22 protein-coding genes are annotated in these 24,255 nt (G+C 56.3%); 5 read left to right on the forward strand and 17 right to left on the reverse strand.

All coding sequences use genetic code 11. From position 1 onward, the window contains the following. Positions 1-301: 301 nt before the first annotated feature. Positions 302-1,345 (reverse strand): restriction endonuclease, encoded by a 1,044-nt coding sequence (locus CR254_RS07860; RefSeq protein ID WP_097929293.1) that lies wholly within the window; start codon positions 1,343-1,345, stop codon positions 302-304. 306 nt (positions 1,346-1,651) lie between these two features. Next, complete coding sequence (locus CR254_RS07865) at positions 1,652-2,320, reverse strand: DUF6998 domain-containing protein (protein ID WP_097929294.1); 669 nt, start codon at positions 2,318-2,320, stop codon at positions 1,652-1,654. A 235-nt stretch (positions 2,321-2,555) separates the two neighbouring features. Between CR254_RS07865 and CR254_RS07870 the strand changes: the two genes are divergently transcribed. Then, positions 2,556-2,795: a hypothetical protein gene (locus CR254_RS07870; protein ID WP_145996719.1), complete on the forward strand. Its 240-nt coding sequence runs from the start codon at positions 2,556-2,558 to the stop codon at positions 2,793-2,795. Positions 2,796-2,910: 115 nt separating this feature from the next. Here CR254_RS07870 and CR254_RS07875 read toward each other — a convergent pair whose 3' ends face one another. The 3 genes from CR254_RS07875 to CR254_RS07885 form a co-directional block, all read right to left on the reverse strand. Continuing rightward, positions 2,911-3,216 (reverse strand): hypothetical protein, encoded by a 306-nt coding sequence (locus CR254_RS07875; RefSeq protein WP_097929296.1) that lies wholly within the window; start codon positions 3,214-3,216, stop codon positions 2,911-2,913. Positions 3,217-3,608: 392 nt separating this feature from the next. Then, the gene (locus CR254_RS07880) at positions 3,609-4,046 is read right to left on the reverse strand and encodes a hypothetical protein (RefSeq protein ID WP_097929297.1); all 438 of its coding nucleotides are present in this window, start codon (positions 4,044-4,046) and stop codon (positions 3,609-3,611) included. Positions 4,047-4,103: 57 nt separating this feature from the next. Further along, positions 4,104-4,607 (reverse strand): YfbU family protein, encoded by a 504-nt coding sequence (locus CR254_RS07885; RefSeq protein WP_180955935.1) that lies wholly within the window; start codon positions 4,605-4,607, stop codon positions 4,104-4,106. Positions 4,608-5,200: 593 nt separating this feature from the next. On the opposite strand from CR254_RS07885, the gene CR254_RS07890 reads away from it, so the two are divergent. After that, the gene (locus CR254_RS07890) at positions 5,201-6,505 is read left to right on the forward strand and encodes a hypothetical protein (protein ID WP_145996720.1); all 1,305 of its coding nucleotides are present in this window, start codon (positions 5,201-5,203) and stop codon (positions 6,503-6,505) included. A 994-nt stretch (positions 6,506-7,499) separates the two neighbouring features. On the opposite strand, the gene CR254_RS07895 is transcribed toward CR254_RS07890, so the two are convergent. Continuing rightward, positions 7,500-11,129 carry a vitamin B12-dependent ribonucleotide reductase gene (locus CR254_RS07895; protein WP_097929300.1) on the reverse strand — a complete coding sequence of 1,210 codons (3,630 nt, stop codon included), beginning with the start codon at positions 11,127-11,129 and terminating at the stop codon, positions 7,500-7,502. A gap of 639 nt (positions 11,130-11,768) precedes the next feature. Here CR254_RS07895 and CR254_RS07905 point away from each other — a divergent pair. After that, a complete protein-coding gene (locus CR254_RS07905) occupies positions 11,769-12,923 on the forward strand; it encodes an aromatic ring-hydroxylating oxygenase subunit alpha (protein ID WP_097929302.1) in 1,155 nt (384 codons plus the stop codon). 4 nt (positions 12,924-12,927) lie between these two features. Beyond that, positions 12,928-13,149 carry a hypothetical protein gene (locus CR254_RS07910; protein ID WP_097929303.1) on the forward strand — a complete coding sequence of 74 codons (222 nt, stop codon included), beginning with the start codon at positions 12,928-12,930 and terminating at the stop codon, positions 13,147-13,149. A gap of 10 nt (positions 13,150-13,159) precedes the next feature. On the opposite strand, the gene CR254_RS07915 is transcribed toward CR254_RS07910, so the two are convergent. The 11 genes from CR254_RS07915 to CR254_RS07965 form a co-directional block, all read right to left on the reverse strand. Further along, positions 13,160-14,149 (reverse strand): aldose epimerase family protein, encoded by a 990-nt coding sequence (locus CR254_RS07915; RefSeq protein WP_097929304.1) that lies wholly within the window; start codon positions 14,147-14,149, stop codon positions 13,160-13,162. A gap of 56 nt (positions 14,150-14,205) precedes the next feature. Beyond that, positions 14,206-15,207 (reverse strand): Ldh family oxidoreductase, encoded by a 1,002-nt coding sequence (locus CR254_RS07920; protein ID WP_097929305.1) that lies wholly within the window; start codon positions 15,205-15,207, stop codon positions 14,206-14,208. A 70-nt stretch (positions 15,208-15,277) separates the two neighbouring features. Then, positions 15,278-16,456 (reverse strand): UxaA family hydrolase, encoded by a 1,179-nt coding sequence (locus tag CR254_RS07925; protein WP_097929306.1) that lies wholly within the window; start codon positions 16,454-16,456, stop codon positions 15,278-15,280. Between the two features lie 11 nt (positions 16,457-16,467). Continuing rightward, a complete protein-coding gene (locus tag CR254_RS07930; protein ID WP_097929307.1) occupies positions 16,468-16,755 on the reverse strand; it encodes a UxaA family hydrolase in 288 nt (95 codons plus the stop codon). A 13-nt stretch (positions 16,756-16,768) separates the two neighbouring features. Continuing rightward, on the reverse strand, positions 16,769-17,728 hold the full coding sequence (locus CR254_RS07935) for an alcohol dehydrogenase catalytic domain-containing protein (RefSeq protein ID WP_097929308.1): 960 nt from the start codon (positions 17,726-17,728) through the stop codon (positions 16,769-16,771). Further along, positions 17,725-18,462, reverse strand: a complete 738-nt coding sequence (locus CR254_RS07940) for an SDR family NAD(P)-dependent oxidoreductase (RefSeq protein WP_097929309.1) — start codon at positions 18,460-18,462, stop codon at positions 17,725-17,727. The genes CR254_RS07935 and CR254_RS07940 overlap by 4 nt, the downstream gene beginning before the upstream one ends. Then, positions 18,459-19,766 (reverse strand): histidinol dehydrogenase, encoded by a 1,308-nt coding sequence (gene hisD / locus CR254_RS07945; protein WP_097929310.1) that lies wholly within the window; start codon positions 19,764-19,766, stop codon positions 18,459-18,461. Before hisD ends, CR254_RS07940 begins: the two co-directional genes overlap by 4 nt. Positions 19,767-19,779: 13 nt before the next feature. Next, positions 19,780-21,111 carry a TRAP transporter large permease gene (locus tag CR254_RS07950; protein ID WP_097929311.1) on the reverse strand — a complete coding sequence of 444 codons (1,332 nt, stop codon included), beginning with the start codon at positions 21,109-21,111 and terminating at the stop codon, positions 19,780-19,782. A 10-nt stretch (positions 21,112-21,121) separates the two neighbouring features. Then, the gene (locus CR254_RS07955; protein WP_097929312.1) at positions 21,122-21,628 is read right to left on the reverse strand and encodes a TRAP transporter small permease; all 507 of its coding nucleotides are present in this window, start codon (positions 21,626-21,628) and stop codon (positions 21,122-21,124) included. A gap of 79 nt (positions 21,629-21,707) precedes the next feature. Further along, a complete protein-coding gene (locus tag CR254_RS07960; protein ID WP_097929313.1) occupies positions 21,708-22,856 on the reverse strand; it encodes a TRAP transporter substrate-binding protein in 1,149 nt (382 codons plus the stop codon). Between the two features lie 36 nt (positions 22,857-22,892). Further along, positions 22,893-23,093 carry a hypothetical protein gene (locus CR254_RS07965; RefSeq protein ID WP_097929314.1) on the reverse strand — a complete coding sequence of 67 codons (201 nt, stop codon included), beginning with the start codon at positions 23,091-23,093 and terminating at the stop codon, positions 22,893-22,895. A 141-nt stretch (positions 23,094-23,234) separates the two neighbouring features. Here CR254_RS07965 and CR254_RS07970 point away from each other — a divergent pair, with 141 nt between their 5' ends. Beyond that, a complete protein-coding gene (locus CR254_RS07970) occupies positions 23,235-24,239 on the forward strand; it encodes a LacI family DNA-binding transcriptional regulator (RefSeq protein ID WP_097929315.1) in 1,005 nt (334 codons plus the stop codon). Positions 24,240-24,255 lie beyond the last annotated feature (16 nt).

Here is a 24,255-nt window from a genome sequence, read left to right on the forward strand (position 1 = left end):
CTGTAGGTGCGCCTATGCCCTCGCCACCACGATATAAATGTGAATGCCCAAAGCTCTGCTGCAAAACTCCATCGACCGGCGGTTCGGTTTCATCCGCGGTTGCGCCCACGCGGACAAACGGACGCTGAGCCGCGTCCTCAGGCATACGAAGACCGGCATGCTGCGTCAGTTAATTATGAAATCACACAACGGAGAATGAACGAGGCGGGCATTCAGGAAAGTAGGGGCACATCAAACGCTCTGACTGTGGTCGTTCATGCCGACAGCATCGAAGAACGACCACCCATCTGCCCTCTCAAAATTACTGACTTTGTGTGAGGTCTGGTACGAAAATCTGTTTCAGCGGGATCATGGCGCGATAGCGTGGAGCGAGGGCGGCGTAATGCTCGAAGATCAGCTCCACGAACTGTTCACCGTCTATCAGCCGCAGCTTCGCGCGGTTACGTTCCAGTTCCACCGCGCCGCGTGCGAAGGACCCCAAGTTCACGAACAAACCATATTCACCATCCCCGAGCGTTCCCAGAAGCTGGTCCACATCCGGCCTCGGGGTTTGCCCGGTCGTCCGCTTGCACTGGACCTTGACGATGGGTGGCTGAAACCCGAGCGGATCCATATGGGCAATCACGTCAACGCCACCATCCCCAGATTTGGGCGTCACGCGGGCAGTGTAACCCATACATTCCAGCAGGTGCGCCATGAATTCTTCGAACTGATGCCCGGACAGTTCGGCCATCAGGCGCTTGATAACAAAGTCGCTGGTGTTCGCCTCGGCCTGAAGCGATGCCGCCACGGTGGCCGCGTCGTCGTCGGTGGGGTCCTCTATAGCTTCGGCCTGAGCCTCTGAAATTGCGACTGGCGGAAGTGTGATCCGCATATCCACCTTGGTGAGGAATTCGTTCACATGCCGTTTGACGCGAAACATTGTCAGGAACGATCCGATTTCGTTCAGCGCGCTTTGGCTGAATTCGTTGCGCGGGAAATGCCCCAGCCAGTCGACGTGCCGATGGGTCGGGTATTCGTCTCGGTCGTCAGCCAAATATTCGACCTTATCGCGGAACCTGCCGATATTGACCATGCGGTCCGACTTGGACGGATAGACGACAATATCCCCAGGCTTGATCTGATGAAGAAACTTGAACATCGAACCAGCATCGACGGGGATTGCCCCCGCCTTTTTATCTGGATAGGCCTCAGCCAGCGCTGCCTTGAAGGCTTCGCGGTTCGGCGCGATGTGCGTCAGGTCGCCCATCTTATCCCAGCCGATGGCCACATAGCTGTCGTCAATTGGACGGTCGCCTACATGCGCGCCCATGTGGACGCCCCAGACGGTGGGGTCATGTGCCATTCTTGCGACCTTTCGCTTTGGGGGCGGCCTTTGCCTGAGCTTCGATTAAAGGTGTACTTTCAGGTGAAAAGGCATCGATGATGGGGCCTAAAGTAGGTACTCATTTCAGGTCTGAAAGTATCGTGCATACATCCAAAGGCAACCCCAAGCTGCGCCTACTACACCAGCCCCCAGACGAGTCGAACTTCCGCTCTCCACCTTTCTTAAAGCCTTCAACGACGGCCCATTGCAGACATTCAGGCTCGGCACAGAGAAGGTCCATTGCCGAGCGCGAATCTGCCATTAACGTTTACTATCCATTGGTCCTTATTGACCGTACTGAGAGCGCAATACTGTCAAGATATCCGCACCAAGCGATCGAGTATTTTTTGGATTGCCGTTCGAGTTGAGGATATCAACTCCGATCTCGGCAGCTACTTCGCGCAGTTTAGGTTTTGCAGGGTTTACCGGCTGCCCATTGCGCTCAACCAAGATAGAGCCGTTCTCGAGTTGCTTGATTAAAATGCCACAAGACATCCCCTGCTCTGTAACGCGTAAATCCGAAAACGTGCGACCTTGGGATAGCTTACCAGGCGTATAGACAAGTTTTCTTTGCGAAACTCGCATCTCTGTGCGCGCATCAGCGCTCGTGCAATCAAGCAACTCTTCGATAGATACCTCATTTTCTTCGACGGCTAAGCGAAGAATAATTACACGATCCACTTGGTCGAATGTCTCCATATTGAATGAAACGTGCGATGATGTCGTGATCGTTTTGACAGAAATACGTTCCCCATCGGCGCTCACGACATCATAACCGTGCTGATTGACTGCCAGCGCCATTTGCCCTCGTGTAATCATCGCCGCATAAAGCTCGCCGATCCGGCCAGATAGATGACGCAGCTCGGCTTGCGGCACCCCCCAGTTCAGTTCCTTCTCAAACCATGAAAGTGCCTCGGCCAAAGATTGAATAATTTGAACTTGCGACAACGCCATTGTACACCCATCTTCGATGACGCTGCTGAGCGTCAGGCAGCTCGATCAGTTTAGTACGGCCCATACCGGACCTTGGCCGTGCAAAAAGCGCTGCAGCGCAGCTTACACAAACCAGCCAAACACCGCGTAGAGATGGACGCGCCGATGATACCCTGCCTATACCTTCATTGATACTTGCAACCGCTGTTGCCCGATGATCAACATGGCGAACTTTTTTCAAGAGGACAAATCGCAAATGAAGATCATCGCGAGAGTTTCACGCGGCCCTCAGAAGGGAGAGACTGTCACACCGCATCGACACGAAGATGGGAAATATGTTGTGTCTCCTACGCGCTTTGAAAAAGACTACATCCGTGTTGCCACCTTGGAAGATTTTGCATCCCAAATTCGAAAAGGTTTGAAAGGCCGCATGTCTTCGCCTGCCGTAAAAGGGCCGCGTCTGTTTAGCCCGAAGTCGATAAACATCGAAAGCTAACGGCCCAGAGCGGACATTGGCCATCACGATCGTCGCTGCGCTGCAGCTTTCCAATAGCGGACATTGCGAGCGCCTTCGCACGCCGAACAGCTCATAGCTGATGGGCATTTTTAGTTCAGGATGGCTGCTCTTCGTACCACGCTCTGATAGTTCGAATAAGCTGTGACAGTGCAAAGCCACGGCTGGCTCTGACATCTAGCGCCGCAAAATCCTCCGCGAATTTAACGGTACTTTCTCCATCCATGATGAATTCTATTCGCCCGCTCGAGTATTCGTCCTCACGATCGTAATCAACGACCCGCCACATCCCGAGGAATTCACCATCGCGAGTAACAACGTCACCTTGCGCCAGCTTTGGTTCGTATCCGCTGTCCAACCACTCATCGTGGCTAACAAAATTTATGGGGTAGATATAATCCATGGCGAGCAGGCTAGGCTGTTCAATGGTTTGCGCAAGCCAAAAAACTGCACAATGGATGAACGGCCCAAACCAGCTATATTGGCCGATACCGACAATGCGGCGTCACCGCTTTCCTGAATCGGACATTGGCAATGGTGTGCAGCAATCTTATGGGGCCGATGTCGGCTGTGTGGGACAAGCCCAACCTTCGCTACATGTGCATCAATGTCCTGTTTGGCGAACCGTTCAACAAACGGTGGCTTTTGCACGACGAGAACTTTCCCCATTGATTCCATATTGGCCGATGCTGAAGTGTGCAGATTACAACACGTACGGTGATTGTCAGCAGCGTACGGAAAGTAAGCCCAGAAAGTCTGATGTCCGCCTGAGTATGCAAAGTGCGCAATCCGTCTTTAACCGAAAATATTGCCATCCAACTCGTTTCCGATGTTGCCGTTAAATTCGACAAGCTCGTTATAAATATCGCAACCAAACTTATCTCTATCTGCAGTGCTGGAAGCCTCAGCGAATTGGACCAATAGGTCGTTAATTCTATTGATTAAATCGTCTGCTTCGCTACCAAACCTTTCAGATAAAAGTTTGCGTAATCGCTTCATCTCACCTGTAAGGGCACGAACGTGCGCGGCATCACTCCTTGGCGAGCAACCGCGACGGGCGGTTGATCCTGTGCCGGGGCCATACTTATCCATAGCCCGAATGGCAGCACTAAGAACACCACTCAAACTGCTCAATTGGCTATGGGCGTTGCGATCGGAAATCTCACCTCGCATTTGCTCGGCGTGGGCAGCGGCACTCTTTGCCTCCCTTGCCTGCAGCATTGTAACAATCATGCTTATGATAGTTATGCCTGTGCCTATCCATGTCACTATATCGGTCCAAGTCACCGCTCAGCCCTCTAGAACAGTGCAAATTTGCTCTCTAGAAAGTATATGTTTTTTTTCAGCTGCACTCCAACGGCTAAGCATTTCTCGATAAGTGTTTAACATTGACGTATGAGAGTTAAAGCTAGGCAATTTTTCGTATTTTAGTTCATCATATCTATCTAAATCAACAATAAAGTATCGCACATAGGCCATAAGTTGGCCTTCTTTGTTGCCATCAAATCCGCGGAACTTCGCCAAGTGATGCTCGTGGAGAACGTCACCCTCGTCCAGTTCGCGCAGGCTGAACGTAATTGCGCGATACATATCGAGAATATCGAGAAGTTCCTGACACTCCTCCTTGCTCAACTCATCACGTAGGTTTTCGAATATCCAATCATAATGAAGCGTGAACCCATTCTCCAATGCGGTGCGATTATGGACGAAATTAGTTGCCTCCTCGGGGTATAACGCCTCCAGTATTCTTAACTGATATATCAAAGATAACCGCTCGTTTTTCGTCAATTCCATATCAGCCTCTCGTTGTACTATGATAAGCCATATATTGGCCCCTGCCTGCATTGAAAATGCAATTAAAACAATTGATTTACGCCTCTATTCAATTCTCCTGAGAAGGGCTGCAACAGGATCATAGGCGCTCGGCCCCAGAGTTTGGTAATAATTAGCATAGCTATAGGTCATGGGACGGGCAATATTGTGGACCAAATTGCTCACGGCCTCCACGGCAGCCCTTCGTCCAAAGCGCAGCATCAGTCAAAGTGGATTCAAGCCGGACTTGCTGCTGTGCGGCACGCAATCTTGACCTTGCAGGCTTCGGCGCGACCAACCGGATGACCGGTCCCATCACAAAGCGGACATCCCGTTAGACACCTTGGATGGGAAGCCGCACTGTGGCGACAGGCAACATGACCAACGTCAAGAATGGGTAGTTTATACGACTTTGCAAAGTAAACTATCTGTGTATAATTTTCCTTAAAAATCAAAATAATGATGCTCTGCTATTTCGCCGATGTAGAAAACACTTTGATACCGAAGTGGATTTCGAAATACTGATATTCGAATGCCGCCTCACTGGTGGAGAACATGGACAGATTGGATAAAACTTGGGTTTCTGGCGCGACGATTTCACAGAAGAACAGATCCATTATGTTTTTGAAAAAATTAGGGGAATTCGAACTATTGGGAGCGATGGACGTATCAGCTTTAAGGACAGAGCTTACGACGAATGGATCGCTGTTTTGGTTTCGGCTTTTGGACTAAAGGTCAAAAGTGATGCCCTTCGACATCGCATTATTAGCAGTGCGCTTTTCTCCTCCGACTTGGCTGCCGACTTCACCGATAAAGACTTTCGTGGTGTCGCAAATCGATTGTGCCACAAGTACCAAACTGAAGATTTGCGAGTCTACCGCATCGCTTTTCCGATCTGGAACAAACCCAGTTTCCTTCAAGGTACAAGAAAGATGGGAGATGTAAGTTTGAACTTTACTCCATCTCCAAAGACCCAGTTATTCAAGAGAATTATTCGGGAGCGCGCAGTTCAACGTACCGACCGAATCTACGAAATGATATTCACAGAAGAGCGGTTGAGGGATCTACAACAGTGCTCAATCTGTTTGGCTCATGTCCGGGCCAACAGCCCAGCGGACGCAAACGAACAAGCTTCCGAAAAACTCTACCAAATTCTTGGGTTGGTCAATCTTGCAATTGATGGCGGCAAACATTGGCGTTTGTCAAGCCGTATGGCTGGAAAGCTGCCCGTTTCGGATGTTTTGATTGGGCCACACACTACTACTCACTTTGAGAATGGGAAGCTGACCCATGACGGTTTCTGGCACGAGAACTGGGTTGGAGGCCCAGTTCGGAGAACTCGCTCTACCGAAGCAATGATAGCCTGGGAAAGGCGCGTCCAACAACTTATGGAGGGAACTTCTAAATCTCCTTGGCGTGATAGCTGCAAATCTGCTGCTGCTCGCTATTTAAAAGCGTTCTCAAACCCAAACCTTGAAGAATCATTTCTTGAAGGGTGGAGGCTTTTCGAAAACATCTCTGGGTCTCGACATACGAAAATTCCTAATCAAATTCTTCGAGCATCGAACGTATTTGAGTCAAACACTGAATACTTTATCATCGGGAAGCACCTTGCCCTTCGCCGCAACTTGTTGGCTCATGGTCACGCGATCACAGCCGACGATGGCGAAACAGTAGTTTTTCAAATGCTTAGATTTGTCGTACCGTTTTTGAAACGTTACATTTTGAATAGTCTCAATTTCCAGTCAGAAAAGGAGTTTTGGGAATTTCTTGATCTTCCTGCGCAGAATGATAAGCGAGTTGCTAAGCGATCCGAGCATGAAAGGCAGCTTGAGCTACTTGCGAAGGCCGCAAGCTTTCGCAATGAGACGGATTGGTGAATCTCCTAAACTCCGAATGTGGCTACATTAGTTTGACGAGCGATGTTGCTCAATGGCCGCTCGCGAGACTTTGCAAAGTACACTTTCTGCGCATTGCCGACCTTGATAGCTGGTGCAGCTAATGTCCGCTACCCGCCCATTTGAGACGTTTCACTATGACGTATCGTCAACGGTGTTTTTATCGTTCCGACGAAGTATAGAAACTTCATTTTTGTCCATCAGAACCGTAGAGAAGACATTCTGGCCTTTCAGATGGAAAGCCCTCTTTGCGCGGACAACTATCATAAGGTGCAAAATACGATCCGTAGATGCCCATGCTTTCGAACCACATCAGCGATAATGGTCAACGTCTCCCACTTCTCGGATTCAGGAAAGCCCGAAGACCTCTTACCATGACATTATTATAGGCCAATATCAGGCGTGAGCTGCCGGCCGATATCGCCGGGAGGGCGCGCCGGACAAACGCGACTTTCCCCGCGCATGAGATGTTGTTGTCCCACGTAATATCCAACCAGCTGGTAGCGAGACGATTTGTTGGGCCCGCATGCATGTCTCATAAGATCGCAAGCTGCGACTCCGGAAAGATCAGAAACTTTTGTGAAGACCTTCGGGGCCCTCATCAAGACCCGGTCATGGTTAGCTCAGCGATTATCAAGAGATCTCCATTGTCGGGACGCCGTGGGCAAAAGCCAAACGCAAAAAAATTGACTCCGTTGTATCATCCGGTGGGAGCGAAACGGATTTCTTCAATCTCATGGTATTGGATGTTGCAAAGAAAAAGGGGTGCCACAAGGGCACCCCAAGGTTCGAGAGACTGAGCTCACTAATTTACCGCTCGATTTGTTTATGCCTGCGGCACAGTCTTCGTCAGGAGGTAAGCGCACCTACTCCTGGTCTCGTTGCGGGCCTATCCCGGAGAACCTTTCCCCCCAAACCGGAAAACTTTTGCCCGGTTTGGGAGGAACTATGGTCGGACGGACACTGTGCCCGTTAATCAGCTACAGCCGGACGTGCCGCCGCAGGTGTTGCACTTCATGCAGGTGCCGTTCCGCACGAGGGTGAAGTTGCCACATTCGCCGCATGGATCACCCTCATATCCCTGCATCTTCGCCTTGGTCCGTGCGTCCATGGTCAGACCGACCGCGGTGGAGGCTTGAGCCTGTTGCGAGGGCGTTACCGCAACCTCGGACAGACCGCCGGACAGGACGTTCAGGTCGTGTGGCAAACGCTTGCGCAGGTAGCCGGTGGACGAGATCTGGCGGATCATGTCCATGGAATGCGCGGTTGCTTCCTCATCAGGGGTGCGCACATTGGTTGCGCCCTCCTCAACACCGCGGCCCAGATCGGACATCACTTCGCCCTCAGGCTTTACATGCGCCAGATCAGTCCGATCCAGATAGCTGACGGCCAGCTCGCGGAAGATGTAGTCGAGGATCGAGGTCGCATTCTTGATGCTGTCATTGCCCTGCACCATTCCCGCAGGCTCAAAGCGGGTGAAGGTGAATGCCTCAACATACTCCTCCAGCGGCACGCCGTATTGCAGACCGACCGAGATCGCGATGGCGAAGTTGTTCATCATCGCACGGAAGGCAGCGCCCTCCTTGTGCATATCGATGAAGATTTCGCCAAGGTTGCCGTCCTGATATTCACCCGTGCGCAGGTATACCTTGTGACCGCCAACGATGGCCTTTTGGGTGTAGCCCTTGCGCCGCTCGGGCAGCTTTGTGCGGCCCTTTGCGACTTCGCGGTAGACGACCTTCTCGACCAGCTTCTCGGCCAGCATGGTTGCCTTCTGACCGGCAGGTGCCTCGATCAAGGCCTCCTCCAGATCGTCATCATCCTCGTCGATCAGCGCGGCGGAGAGCGGCTGCGACAGCTTGGAGCCATCACGGTACAGCGCGTTCGCCTTTACGCCCAGGCTGTGGGACAGCGCATATGCGTCCAGACATTCGCCGATTGTCGCATCATTGGGCATGTTGATCGTCTTGGAGATCGCGCCGGAGATGAAGCTTTGCGCAGCGGCCATCATGTGGATGTGGCTGTCAACGCTGAGGTAACGCTTGCCGATCCGCCCACATGGGTTGGCGCAGTCAAAGATCGAGTAGTGCTCTTCCTTCAGGTGCGGCGCACCCTCCAGCGTCATCGTACCGCAAACATGGTTGTTTGCCGCCTCGATCTGACCCTTGCTAAAGCCGAGGTGACGCAGCAGGTCGAATGCCGGATCGTTCAGCTTTGCCTCCGGAATGCCCAACGAGCCGGTGCAGAAATCAACGCCCAATGTCCACTGGTTGAACACGAAGCGGATGTCGAATGCCGTGGCCAATGCGGCCTCGACCTTCGCGATTTCATCGGGGCCGAAACCATGGCCGATCAGCGCTGTGTGGTTGATCGCAGGTGCGTTGCCGATGGACCCATGGCCCACTGCATAGCTGACGATTTCCTCAACCTGTGCGGAGGTATAGCCCTGCTTGGCCAAGGCGGCAGGAACCGACTGGTTGATGATTTTGAAGTAACCACCACCGGCCAGCTTCTTGAACTTCACCAGTGCGAAGTCAGGCTCGATACCTGTGGTATCGCAATCCATGACCAGACCGATTGTGCCGGTCGGTGCGATAACCGAAACCTGCGCGTTGCGGAAGCCCGATGCCTCACCCGCCGACAGGGCCTGATCCCATGCGGAATGCGCCATATTGATCAGACGACCATCAGGGCAGTTTGCGTGGTCCAGCGGAACCGGAGCAACCGCGAGGCCCTCATAACCAGCCGTTTCACCATAGGCGGCGCGGCGGTGGTTACGGATGACGCGCAGCATGTGCTCCGCGTTTTTGGTGTAGCCGGGGAATGGTCCCTGCTCGCTGGCCATCTCAGCCGAGGTTGCATAGCTGACACCGGTCATGATCGCGGTCAGGGCACCACACAGGGCGCGTCCCTCATCGCTGTCATAGGAGTGGCCCATATTCATCAGCAGGCCGCCAATGTTTGCGTAGCCCAGACCCAGCGTGCGGAATTCGTAGGAACGACGCGCGATTGCCTCGGACGGGAACTGCGCCATCAGGACCGAGATTTCCAGCGTCACAGTCCACAGACGGGTCGCGTGAACATAACCGTCCACGTCGAACTCACCATTCTTCAGGAATGTCAGCAAGTTCATGGATGCGAGGTTACAGGCCGTGTCGTCGAGGAACATGTACTCGGAACATGGGTTCGATCCGCGGATCTCACCATCCTCAGGGCATGTGTGCCATGCGTTTACCGTGTCGTGGAACTGGATGCCGGGATCGGCACAGGCCCATGCCGCGTGGCCGATCTGGTCCCACAACTCACGCGCGTTAACCGTCTTGGCAACACCGCCATCTGTACGGCGCAGCAATTCCCATGGCTGATCCTTTTTGACCGCCTCAAGGAAGCTGTCCGTCACGCGAACCGAGTTGTTCGAGTTCTGACCCGCAACGGTGTTATACGCCTCGGAATCCCAATCGGTGTCATAGGTCGGGAATTCGATCGCGGTATAGCCCTGCTTCGCGTAATCCAGAACACGCTTCACATAGGTCTCCGGGATCGCGGATTTCTTGGCACCCTTGATGGCAATTTTCAGGGCCGGATTTACCTTGGGGTCAAAGGCGTCAGCCTCGTTGCCATCCCAAACACGGATCGCCTCGAAGATGTCGTTCAGCTTGGCCTCATGCATCTTCGATCCGGCGACCAAGGACGCAACCTTTTGCTCCTCAACAACTTTCCAGTTGATGAAGGCCTCAACATCGGGGTGATCCATATCGCAGATCACCATCTTTGCCGCGCGGCGCGTTGTGCCGCCCGACTTGATCGCGCCAGCCGCACGGTCACCGATTTTCAGGAAGGACATCAGGCCGGACGACTTACCGCCACCACCCAATGGTTCGTTAAAGCCGCGCAGCGACGAGAAGTTTGTACCCGTGCCGGAACCATATTTGAACAGACGTGCCTCACGCGTCCACAGGTCCATGATTCCGCCTTCGTTTACCAGATCGTCGCTGACGGACTGGATGAAGCACGCATGGGGCTGCGGGTGCTCATATGCGGTTTTGGAGCGGACCAGCTTGCCCGTCTCGAAATCCACGTAGAAGTGGCCCTGCGACGGACCATCAATGCCATAGGCCCAGTGCAGGCCGGTGTTGAACCATTGTGGCGAGTTGGGGGCGGACATCTGCGCGGCCAGCATATAGCGCATCTCGTCGTAATAGGATTTCGCATCCGCCTCGGTCGAGAAATAGCCGCCCTTCCAGCCCCAATAGGCCCATGCGCCTGCCAACCGGTCAAAGACCTGCTTGGCAGAGGTTTCGCCGCCGAAACGTGCGTTTTCGGGCAGTTCCGCCAGCGCCTTTTCATCAGGAACCGACCGCCACAGGAATTCAGGAATTCCCTTTTCGCGCACAGGCTTAAGCAGAGCTGGCACGCCTGCCTTGCGGAAATATTTCTGCGCCAGAACGTCGGATGCAACCTGCGACCAACCGCTGGGGACTTCGACGCCCTCAAGCGCGAAAACGATCGAGCCATCCGGATTGCGGATCTCGCTGGTGGTCTTACGGAATTCCAGTGATGCATATGCGTCAGCGGATGCCTTGGTAAAACGACGATCAATTTTCATTAGCGCTTGCCCCATATAGTACGCGAGTGGCCGCCCCGCAGGTGCGAGGTCGGTCCGAGCTATTGGTGTCCTATGCGGACGGTGTAAGTTAAATTCTGAAGGGTGGGTTGATGATGCCTGCGCCGCATCTTGTGTCCCGCCCTGTTCGGCGCACAACATGGCGGTTGCGCCCCTGTTCCGTCAACGGAATTTTTGTCACCTAAACTACATATTGCGTCTTGAAATCACGAGGCACTCTAAATGCGGGGCGATGTGTACGAGTCGCATTCCATTCATCCCCAACCGGAACGCAGCCCCATTTTGCCCTATTTCGTGGAGGTTTACCGCGATGATCCCGGCCCCCACCAACAGCCTGTGGACACCTATCGGCGATGCTGCACCGCGTCAAAAATTATTTTCCACATTCCGATTCACCGCAACTGATCGTCGCCTACCGCGGGGTTTCAGCACCATAGGGCACAATAAATCTGTCGAATTTGCCCAACATTCCGTCATTTTCGACAAATCGCGATAATTCCGTGCAAATCAGCCCCCACGACATGGCCCCTATCCCGAATCCGGCACACCGTGTCGTAAACTGCGCCGACAGCCCCGATCCTGAGCCGCACGCTTAATGCACCCACAGGACAGGAGGACGCTATGCTGGACCACGACACCCTCGCCCGCGATTTGGTAGCTGTGCGTCAGCCCGTTGGACAGGCACACGGCCTGCCCTCGTCGCTCTATACAACGCCTGAGGCATTGGCGTTGGAGCGTCAGCATATCTTTCACAACGGCTGGGCCTGTATCGGATTTGCCAAGGATGTGGCGGAACAGGGTGACGCCCACCCCATCGACTTCCTCGGCGCGCCGTTGCTGATGGTCCGTGACAAATCCGACAATGTCACCGTGTTTGAAAATGTCTGCCGTCATCGCGGCATGATCCTCGTTGAGCAGCCCCGCAAGTTCGGGGGCGTCATCCGATGCCCCTATCACTCATGGTGCTATTCCCTGGATGGTCGCCTGCGCGCCACGCCGCATGTGGGCGGCCCCGGCATCAATGTGCATGAGGCCGTTGACCCGACAACAACCGGCCTAACGCCGGTGCGCAGTGCCGTCTGGATGGACATGGTGTTCGTCAACATCTCGGGCACGGCGGCGCCCTTTGACGACTGGCTCGCGCCGCTAACTGATATGTGGGCCGATTTCGCGGGCAAGCCTGTCTATCACGGCGGCGCGGACTCATCATTCACGCTGCGCCTGAATTGCAATTGGAAACTGGCGGTCGAGAATTATTGCGAGAGCTATCACCTGCCATGGGTGCACCCCGGTCTGAACGCCTATTCGCGGCTGGAGGATCACTATCATATCGAGCATTCCGGCGCGTTTTCCGGTCAAGGCACCCGCGTTTACGATCCGAAATTGTCAGAGGCGCAGAGCTTCCCAAACTTTGACGGGCTACCGGCGAAGTGGGATACCTCTGCTGAATATGTCTCGCTGTTTCCCAATGTGATGCTGGGCATTCACCGCGACCACTTCTTTGTTATCCGGTTGGAGCCTGTTTCCTGCGAACAAACCATTGAGCATGTGGAAATCTACTATACCTCGCCCGAGGCAACCGGCCCCGATTACGCCGACCTGCGCACCCTGAACGCCGCGACATGGAAATCCATCTTTGTTGAGGATATCGCCGTGGTCGAGGGCATGCAGCGGGGTCGCCACGCGCCGCATTTCGACGGGGGTGTTTTTTCCGCGGTGATGGACAGCCCGACACACCTGTTCCACGACTGGATCGCATCACGGCTGGGGGCATAGCGCGATGCAGCAGCTTCACCACATCGACGCCGAATTGCACCGCCTGCACGATACGCCCGACCCGCAGCAACACAGCCAGATACATGAGCGCGCAGCCCGCCTGTTGCCCGACCCGGCCGAGCAGCGGTTCCACCTGACCCACGCCTGGGTCTACGCATTGGTGCATGGCGAGCCGACAAATATCGACCGCCTTGAAACCACTTTGCGACAGTTGGATGCGCTATAGGCTGCGGCGATTACGTCTTGGCAATATCCACTTCCAGAACCTGCCGATAGGGCTGTTCTGGACTGCACAGGATCGATGGCCAGTCAGGGTTGTTCAGGCTGTCGGGGAAGTGCTGCGGCTCAATAGCGAAGCCCTGATACCCATCCGTCATCAGGCCATCATGATGGGGCGCATCAAACCGGAAATGCCACGTATTAAACACCTGTAAACCGGGTTGATCGGTCCACATCCGCATCTGAACGCCGTTAACGGGATTGCGCAAAGTACAGCACGGCACCTGTGGTGCGCGGCCCGCATCCAGCACCATGTTGATGTCTATGCCCAGCTCATCAGGGTCCGCGACCCGCGACGATTTCGGTTGCGTGAAATCATATTGCGTACCCGCAACCGGCGCGATTTCACCTGTTGGCAACAGGCTGTCATCGGTGGGGGTATAGGCGCTGGCCTCCGCATGGAAAACCAGATCACGCACACCATGCGCGCCCAATGTATAGTAGTTATGCTGCGCCAAATTGATCGGCGTCTTCCGATCGGGAACGCCCTGCATAGTGATACGCAGCTTCGTGCCGTCCAGCCGCATCTCGACCGAGAAATCAACCGCCCCCGGATATCCCATATGCCCGTCAGGCGAATGGTGCGTTAGCAGCAAACCCGTCGCGCCATCAGGCTGCATATCCCAATGTTGCGTGCCCAAACCCTGCAACCCGCCATGCAGATGATGCGGCGGGGATTTGATGTTCAGCTGATATTCAGCACCGTCCATGGTGAACTTGCCAAAGCCGGTCCTGTTGGCAACGCGCCCCGCAATTGTGCCATGCGCGCGCGCGTTTTCCAGATGCCCCTCAAGCGTTGGGAAACCCAGAACCATCGCACCTTCGACGCCTGCAATCCGCCAATCGCGGATCACAGCGCCCAGGCTCATCACGCTGATCTGCGCGGTACCACTGTCGAGCACATGTTCAAAAACGTCCCGCCCGTTTTCCTGACCAATGACCTTCATGAATGCTCTCCTGCTTTGCCACTCAAACCCTGTTAAGCAACGTCAAATCATTCCCCTTACAGAAATGCACGGATTTTCGCGAGTAATGTGGCGTCGATCTGCACGCCGTCACGCTGCGCAATTTGCCGCGCGGTCAACCGGCGTAGGCCGGGCAAACGCGCGCCGTCCATATCGTCATATAGCGCGGCAAGGTCCGCAACCCGCGCCTCAAAGGCACCACCTGAAATCGGGCCGGGGTCAATCGCGATGATAAGTTGCCCCAGATTCGGCGCTCCACCCTCCGCATCGAATAGCGAGGATGCCTCGGCCCCAAAGGCAGCACCAACCAGACAGGCCGACATCACCTCAACCATCAGGGCCAGCGCGGCCCCCTTTGCCCCGCCCATCGGCGCAACGGTTCCTGCCAATGCAGTAACAGGATCGGTGGTTGGCTGCCCGTCAGGACCAAAGGCCCACCCCTCTGGGATGCTATCCTTTCCCGCCTCACGCGCGGCGAGGATTTTACCCCGCGCAACGGTGGTTGTCGCCATATCAATGACCAGCGGTGCGCCCTGCATCGGCGCGGCAAATGCAATCGGGTTGGTGCCCAACATCGGCTCCTTTGCACCCCACGGGGCCATCGCCTTGGGCGCATTGCCATAAACAAACGCAATCAGGCCCTGCTCGGCCAATGCCTCACAATGATGCCCCGCAACGCCAAAATGGTGCGAGCGGTAGACAGCCGCCGCCGCGATCCCTTGCGAACGGGCGCGTGTGGCCAGCTCGGGAATTGCCATCTCGAACGCTGGATAGGCGAAACCATGGCCCGCATTCACCCGAAATACGCCGGGTTTTACATCCTCAATGACCGGAACAGCATGGCCCTGAACCTTACCCACCGCCGATTGACCTGCATAGGATGGCAAGCGGCTCAACCCGTGGCCACCCTGCCCGTCCGCCTGCGCACGCACCAGCGCCCGCGCAGTGCTCGCCGCATTTTCAGGCGAGGTATCCGCCGCGATCAGAACCGAGGTGACGAGCGCTTCCGCCTCGACCAGCGTCAGGGTTTCGGTGGTCATTGGTAACTCCAGAACAGTAAAAGCCTCCCCCGTGATGGGGGAGGCCGAGGTAAACCCTCTTTAGGTCGTTTTAAGCTGAGCGGTATAGCTTGGTCATAACGAATTCGCGGTGGCCGAGGGCTTCTGCGGCTGTTGCGCGTCCGTTTGCGGTGCGGCGGATCATGTCGATCAGGGCGTCGCCGGCCTGGTCGATGGTCTGCTCGCGGGTCAGTACGCCTGTGACGTCCAGATCGATATGCTCGGACATGGTGCGCAGGGTGCGCGGGTTGCCCGAGATTTTGATGACCGGAACGATCGGGTTGCCGACCACGTTGCCTTGCCCAGTTGGGAAGGTGTGGATGACGTAGCCCGCAGCCGCCATCAGCGTGATGCATTCCGCAGCAGCCGAGGACGTGTCCATGAAGTACAGGCCGTTGCCCTTTTCAGGTGCTTCGGCTGCATCCAGCGCGTCGATATAGGTACATTCGCGACCGATCTTCTCCAGATTGCCGAGCGCTTTTTCCTCGATCGTGGTCAGACCACCCAGGATGTTGCCCTTGGTCGGCTGGCTGTCGGACAGATCGTCGGTCTGGTGTGCGAAGATCACGTCGTCGGAATAGGCCTTGAAGATCTTCATGAACTTCTCGGCTGCTTCTGGCGTTGCGGCACGCTTTTCACAGATATGCTCGGCGCCGGTGATTTCGGATGTCTCACCGAACACGCCGTACAGGCCGTGGGGGATCAGCTTGTCGTACATGTTGCCGACGGTCGGGCATGAGGACAGGCCGGTTGTCGTGTCGGATTCACCGCATTTGGTCGAAACCCACAGATCGGTGATCGGGCATTCTTCCTTTTGCAGCTCGGACGCCCAGTGGACGAATTCCTTGGCTTTCCACGACGCGGCGCGGATCGTCTCGAAATCACCCTTCTGCTCGATGGAGAATTCGGCAACAGGCTTACCGGTTTTGCGGATGCCGTCGGCGATAACCTTGGTCCACTCCGGCTCAATCCCGATCACGACCACAGCGGCCACGTTGGGGTTGGAACCTGTGCCGATCATCGTGCGGAAGTGCAGGTCAAGATCCGCGCCGAATTGCAGGCGGCCATAGGCGTGCGGCAGGGCCAGCGTGCCCTTGACGTTATTCGAGACGGCCTCACATGCCGCATTCGAGATATCGTCAACCGGCAGGATCACCACGTTGTTACGAACACCGACGCGGCCGTTTTCACGACGCCACGCCATTACAGTCTGATTTGCTGAATCGAGCATGATCGGTCTCCTTACCAACGCTTGGTTTTGCAGTTTTGGGTATGAACGTGGCCGCCGATTTCGGCAGGGCCAACCATCTTGCCGATATCTTCGCCGTATTTCATGACGGTATCGCCCTCGACCAGATCCTTCAGAGCGACCTTATGGCCGATCGGAATGTCCGCCTTAACAGTCAGCGTGAAGTCGGAATTGTCATGGGTGACAACGCACAGCATCTCGGTGCCGGCCGTCAGACCCTCAACAACTACAACACCGACATTGTCAGCCCGGTCATGGACCAGAAGATGTGGATGAGACATGGATGTTCCTTTTCTATGGACGAAGAATAATTTTGGGGGCCGCAACGCGACCACCGGCAATATCGCTGAAGGCAGCAGCGCCTTCGGCGAGGGGGCGTTCCTCGAACCAATCGAGGGGTCCGAGAACACCGTCAAAGATTGCCTGCGCCGTTTCGCGGAAATCCTCGGCGGTATAGGTATAGGTGCCGATAAACGTGATTTCCTGTAGCGTCAGCCGCCGGATATCGAGGCCCGGATCACTGTCACCCAAACCGATATGCATGATCACGCCACCGGGCCGCGTGGCCGCACTGGCACTGGCGCGGGTTGCGGCGAAACCAACACCGTCAATCACCAGATCAACAGTTGGCAGCGCGGTTTCACGCGGGTCGATCACGTCGAACGGACCCTTGATCATAGCGCGGCGTGCCGGATTGGTTTCGGCAATGGTGATGGATTTCGCACCTTGCGCGGCCAGAACCAGGGCCGCGCCCAACCCGATTGCACCGCCACCCATGACCAGACAATGCGACTGATTCAGCGGGCGATCCAAGGCACGTTTTGCCAGCCGAACCGCATGCCAACCGCAGGCAATCGGTTCGGCCAGTGCCGCCTTGGCCAAGGGAACATCGTCAGGGACAGTAACGAGGTTCTGCTCGGGCATGGACAGCATTTGTGCAAAGGCCCCCTCACGCGGGGGCATCGAGATAATCTGGCGGGTGGTACACAGATTATCGCGACCGGTTTTGCACGCATCACAGGTTCCGCAGGTCACGAGGGGGTTAACCGTAACCCGGCGTCCATCAAGTGTGACGCCGGCGGCTTCGTGACCCAAAATCAGCGGGGCAGGGCGGCGATCGTCGTGACCGGCCCATGCGTGCATATCGGAACCGCAGATGCCCACGGCCTTGACCTCAATCACGGTGTCGCTGGTAGGGTCGGGGACATCGCGATATTCCAGCGTGCGCGGGGCGGTATAGACGAGAGCCTTCATTTTGCGGTGTAACCTCCATCTACGGGCAGAATTTGGCCGGTGACGTAATTTGATGCGGACGAACACAGAAACAGCGCGGGGCCAGTAATGTCCTCCATCGTGCCATTGCGCCCGATACAGGTTTGCGCGGCATGGCGGGCCGACAGTTCCGCATCGCCAAAGACAGGTCCGGTCAGTGCTGTGGGAAAGAAGCCCGGCGCCAATGCGTTGGCGGTGATGCCATCGCGGGACCATGCTTCGGCCATTGCACGGGTTAGCTGCGCGATACCGCCCTTGGACGCGCCATAGGCAATGCCACCGGCAAAGGCGCGGCTGCTTTGCAGGGACGCGATGTTGATGATCCGGCCCCAGCCTCTATCCTTCATGCCGCCGACCAGTGCCTGCGCTAGAAAGAATGGCGAGGACAGGTTCAGGTCCAGCGTCATTTGCCAGCCCGATGCGGTCACATCATCCGCGGCCTGACGGGTGTTGATGCCCGCCGCGTTGATCAGGATATCCGGCGCGCCAAAGGGTTCGGCGGCGGATTTGGCGATCTGCTGCATGGTGTCAGGATCGGACAGATCGGCGCTGAGCGTGACGGAGGTTTCCCCGTCGCACCATTCGGCGGGTCGCCGTGACAGGCTGACCACCTTCGCGCCGCCTGCGGTCAGGGCGAGGGCAATCGCCTCACCCAGACCGGAGGAGCCGCCGGTGACGACGGCTACCTTGCCCGCGACGGAGAAATCGGGGCTCATTTCATCCCCGACAGATCGAAGGTTTCGTTCGGGAAGTATTTGGCCAAACGGATATCCGCAGTGCGGGCGTGACCCTCCATCCCCTCAAGGCGGGAAATGCGGGCAGTTGCCTCTGCTACGCCCTTGGATCCTTCGCGGGTTGCGCGCTGCCATGTGACCAGCTTCATGAATTTGTGCACGGACAGACCACCTGTATAGCGCGCCGCACCCGAGGTTGGCAGCACGTGGTTTGTTCCCGATGCCTTATCACCGAATGCAACGGTGGTTTCCTCACCCAGGAACAGCGAGCCGTAGCAGGACAAGCGGTTCAGCCACCAGTCCAGATCACCGGCCTGAACGGTCAGGTGCTCTGGCGCGTATTGATCGCTGACGGTCGCCATTTCCTCGCGCGTTTCGCACAGGATAACCTCTGCGTAATCGCGCCAAGCAGCGGCGGCGTTTTGCGCGTTGGTTTCAGGCAGGGTGGCGATCAGCTCTGGCACGCGGGCCATGACCTTTTCTGCCAGCTCGCGTGTGTCCGTGACCAGCCAAACGGGGGAGTTGTAGCCATGTTCGGCCTGACCAACCAGATCCCATGCCACGATTTCCGCGTCGGCGTCCTTGTCCGCGAGGATCAAGCTGTCGGTCGGGCCTGCGAACATGTCGATGCCGACACGGCCAAACAACATGCGCTTTGCCTCGGCCACGAACTGGTTGCCGGGTCCAACGAGGATATCCGCCTTGGGCAGGCCAAACAGGCCGAATGCCATTGCCGCGATGCCCTGCACGCCACCCAGCGCGAGGATCTTGTCCGCGCCGCAAATATCAGCGGTGTATATGATCGCAGGGTTGATGCCGATTTCAGGCCGTGGCGGCGAGCAGGCAGAGATGTGGCCGCAGCCTGCAACCTTGGCCGTTGTCACGGTCATCAATGCGGATGCAACGTGGCTGTAACGACCGCCCGGTGCGTAGCAACCAGCGGAGCCGCAGGGGATAGCCTTTTGTCCCGCGATCAGACCGGGGCGCAATTCGACCTGCATGTCCTGGATCGTGGATTTCTGGGCCTCGGCAAAGGTGCGCACGTTGTCATGGGCGAAGCGGATGTCGTCCTTGAGCTTTTGCGGAACCTTGGCTGCTGCTGCGTCAATCTCGTCCCGTGTCAGAACGATATTGCCGTCATATTTATCGAACTTGGCCGCATAGGAGCGCGCCGCATCATCGCCGCCTGCCTCGATCGCATCGAGGATTTCGCGAACAACTGCTTGCACATCGCCAGCATCGGTCGCGGAGGTCAGAGGGGCTTTCTTGAGATATGTCACTGACATTTTACAGTCCTCGTCATTTGAGATTATCAGGAAGAAGCACTGTCGAAATCGCGGGGATATAGGCGATTAGCAGCACAACAATTAGCATGAACAATACGAAGGGTACGGCGCGGGCCGCGATTTTCAGGATCGATTCCCCCGTTAGTCCAGAGACAACGAACAGGTTGAGCCCAAGCGGAGGCGTGATGAACCCGACACCCAATGCGGTGATCAGCATGATGCAGAACTGCACCTCGTTCATGCCGATATTATCCGCGAGTGGTTTCAAGATCGGGGCAAGGATCACGATGTTCGGCGTCGTCTCCATCACACAACCCGCAGCGATCAGAATGCCGATCATCAGCAGGATCAGGATCGCAGGTTCATCCGTCAGCGACGTAACCGAGTAGACAAAGCCCTGCGGAACCCCAATCGCCGCCATCGCCTGTGCCAGTGGCAGCGACATTGCGATGATGGGCAGGATCACGCCGTTCACCTTGGCCGAGCTGACCATCATGGCGGGGAAGTCCGACAGCTTTAGCGTGCCGATGATCAGGCCGATAATGACGGTAACGATAACCGCGGTGGCGCCTGCCTCTGTCGGGGTCAAACGGCCCGAGAAGATACCGTAGAAGATGATGCCCGGAACGAGGAAGGCATACCAACCCTGACGCAGAACCCGAACAAGCTGGGCGATCCATTCCTTACCGGACAGCGCATTCCCGCGCTCCCACGCATGGCGGTAGTTCAGATATGTGTTTGTCGCAAGAATGGATGCGAGGATCAGCAGGCCGGGGATCAGCGCCGCCTTGAACAGGGTCGAGGCGGATATACCAAGAACAAGTCCGATGACGATATACGCAATCGAGGGCGGGATCAGGATGCCGGTACACGCACCCGCTGCAACCAATGCGCAGGCATAGGGGCGGGGATAGCCGCTTTCCACCAAGCGTGCGATTGTCATCCGACCGACCGCCGCAGCACCTGCCGCATCCGAGCCCGAGATCGCCGCGAACATACCGCAGACCAGAACCGTGGCTGAGCCGAAGCCACCGCGTGTCCAGTTGGTTAGCGCCTCTGCTACATCCAAGAACCGACGGCTAAGGCCGGTACGTACCAGCACATCGCCGGTCAGGATGAACAACGGGATCGCCGTCAGCGCGAAGCTGTCGATGCCTGAGAACAGTGCCTCACCCACCAAGCTGAGCGGCAACACTTGCGATAGCCACAGGATACCGATGGAGGCCGCGCCGATAGCCGCCCAGACGGGCACGCCCAGTGCAATCATCACGACAAACAGGAGTACGGGGCCGTAGAAGCTCCAGTCTAGATCGACCGGGGTGTTCTGTAATTGGGACCAAAGCATGTTTGTTTCCTCAGTCGAACAGACGCTCACCCTCGTACACCGCAGTGCCGTCGCGCAGGGCGCGGACATCACGGACGAGGGATTGCACAAGGCGGAAGATCATCAGCGAGAACCCGATCGGCACAGCCATCAGGAACCAAACCATCGAGACACGCAAACCGTGGCTGACGGAGCCGAAACGCCACGAGATTTCAACGGCTTCAAAGCTGAGCCACAGGGCGAAAACCGCGATGACCAGCATCACCAGATCGCCAAAGATATAGAGCATCGCCTTTGCCGCAGGCGGAACGTAGTTGAAGATCACATCAATCCGGATATGCGCGCGTTCCTTGACGGCCGCAGCAGCACCAATCCATGCAAGATAGATGAAGGAGTAACGTACGATCTCTTCGCCCCAGATGGACGACCACGCGAAAACCTCGCGCCGTAAAACTTCTACGGCCATCGTGATGACCAGCATGGTGTAAAACACCAGCAAGGCCCACTTTTCCGCATTTCTATCAATTAGCCTGAGCATTCAATCTCTCCGCCAGCAGAATGGTGGGCGCGCCCGCAAAGCGCGCCCTTTGGTCGGTGAAAATCCCATTCGCCGTCGTTTAGGCGTCGTGAACGTGCAGGCGCCCCTGCGTTTCCGCGGCCTCGACCAGTTGGTCGAATTCGCCCATGCTGCCCGCCAGCTCGACCTTGAACCGGTCCCATTCCGAACGCTGGTAGCCACCGGCCTCCTGCCACTGTGCAAGCTGGTCGTCGGACAGGCTGTGGAATTCCACGCCAACTTTGTTCAACTCAGCAATGGCGAAGTTGCGAGCGGCTGGAACCTTGGCAAGGTTCTGGTCGCGGGTGATTTCAGATGCAAAATCAATCGCCTCTTGCAGTTCTAGGGGTAGTTCGTTGAACCATTCCAGATTGCACGAGAAGACCTGCGCGTCAGGCACGGCGCGGGTAAAGGTGACGTGGCTCAGCATGTCCTTGAAGCCAAAGACGTAAAGCGCGCCTGCCGATGGGTCGAGCGCATCCGCAACGCCCTGCTGGATCGCAGAGGGTGTTTCGCCCCATGCAATCGGCGTCGGGTTTGCGCCAACCATGCGGTAATATTGCTGCAACAGCTCGGAACCCGGAACGCGGAACTTAACGCCCTGCATATCGTCGGGGGTGATAACCGGACCGGCACCGCCGGCACGTACCGCAACAACCCGTGGATCGATGACGACGTAGAACATCGGCTTGAACCCGCGCGCGTTAACCTGCGGCTCAACAACTGTTTTCCAGTGGTCGGAGTTGACCATGTTCACAAAGCGTTGGTTCGAGCCACACAGATACGGCATGTTCACCAGATCAACGACCGGCGCAAAGGCGGCGAAGTTGGCCAGCGAGTGTTGCGCGGCGTGGATGGTCTGGGATTGCACCTTGGAGACCAGCTCACCACCGGCACCCAACTGACCCGCGGGGGCGAGTTGAACGTAGATCTTACCGAAGCTGGCGTTCTGGATGTTTTCCTTCAGGTCCAACTGCATGATTGGATATGAGCGGCTGGCGCCCAGAACATATGCGGTGGCGATGACCATCGTATGTTCGGCGGCCTGCTGGCGCTCACGTTCCTCGTTTGCAGTTTGGGCTGCGGCCTCAGTCGACCAAAGCGTCCCCGCAGCACCGGCGACCAGTGCGGCTGTAAAACTGCCTGTCGAGGCCAGTTTCAGGAAATTGCGACGTTCGGCAGAGGCAAGTGTATCGTCTTGCTTAGTCATGATTCATCCTCCCTGGATGGTTGCGACGGTTTACCGTCATCTTTGGGTTGTTTTGGCTCTCGCTTCGCGTTGCAGCACGCCGACAACGAAAAACAGGGTCGATGCGAGCAACATCAGCATCTCGCCCAAATCGTCGATCAGCGCCCCAATCCCTGTGGCGCCTAGCGCGACATTGATGGCGAACATCGAAAATAGGATGAGTGCGCACAGCAATGCGGCGGATCCATTTGCTAGCATTTGAGCCTCCCGGCAGTTGGAAATCTGTGTCTCCGTGAGGATTGTGTAAGCGCTTACATTACGTAATGCAAGCGCTTACATTGCGAGTGTAGCTTTCGCCCGCCAGTTCCGTGTGGAACACTGGTCCAAAAGGGAAAAACAATGCCAACGCCCACCTTGGAAGACGTTGCGCGCCATGCTGGCGTCTCTACCGCGACGGTGTCACGGGCAATAAACACGCCTGATCGGGTGCAGGAACAGACGCGGTTGCGTGTTGAGGCCGCGATCAAGACATTGTCCTACACGCCCAATTTTGGCGGTCAGGCACTGGCCTCGCGCCGTACAAATACGGTCGGCGCAGTTATCCCAACCATGGATAACGCCATTTTTGGTCAGGCATTACAGGTGCTTGAGGAATCATTGGCGCGTGAGGGCGTAACCCTGCTAGTCGCAACCTCGCAATATAATCGAGAGCGTGAGGAGGCGCAGGTGCGTGCCTTGGTCGGGCGTGGCGTCGATGGCCTGATTCTAATCGGAGCGGAACGCCCGCCAGCAATCTATGACATGCTGGATCAGCGAGAGCTGCCCTATGTGATCCTATGGGTTTCGTCGGGCGAGGGGCGTCATGTCACGATTGGTTTTGATAATGATGCCGCCGCGCGGATGGTGGTGCAGCGTGTCTATGATGCCGGTCATCGTAAAATTGCGATGATTGTCGGTGTAAATGCAGGCAATGACCGTGCAATGAAACGGGCAGAGGGGGCGCGGAAGATGTGCGCCGAACTTGGCCTGCCAGCGCTGCGGATTGTTGAATCCAGCTATACGTTGGAGGCGGGGGAATATGCCGCGCAGCAAATCCTGTCTAATGGGGAGCGCCCTACTGCGATCATCTGCGGTAACGATGTGCTGGCCGCAGGTGCGATTTTTGCGGCGCGTAAGCTTGGCTTGGACGTGCCGCGCGATCTGTCCATCGTGGGTTTTGATGATATTGATCTAGCGCGTGTAACGCTGCCGCCATTAACCACCGTGCGTGTCCCGCATCGCCGGATGGGTCGCACAGCGGCGCGGCATATTCTGGATTGGATACGCTCGGATCAGCGCCCCGATAGCGTCGTCTACGATGCTGAATGGGTTGAGCGGCAGAGCCTCGCGCCGCCTGCGATGTGAATTATGCTCGTTCGGA

The organism is Pontivivens marinum, assembly GCF_900231835.1.
GTDB lineage: Bacteria > Pseudomonadota > Alphaproteobacteria > Rhodobacterales > Rhodobacteraceae > Pontivivens > Pontivivens marinum.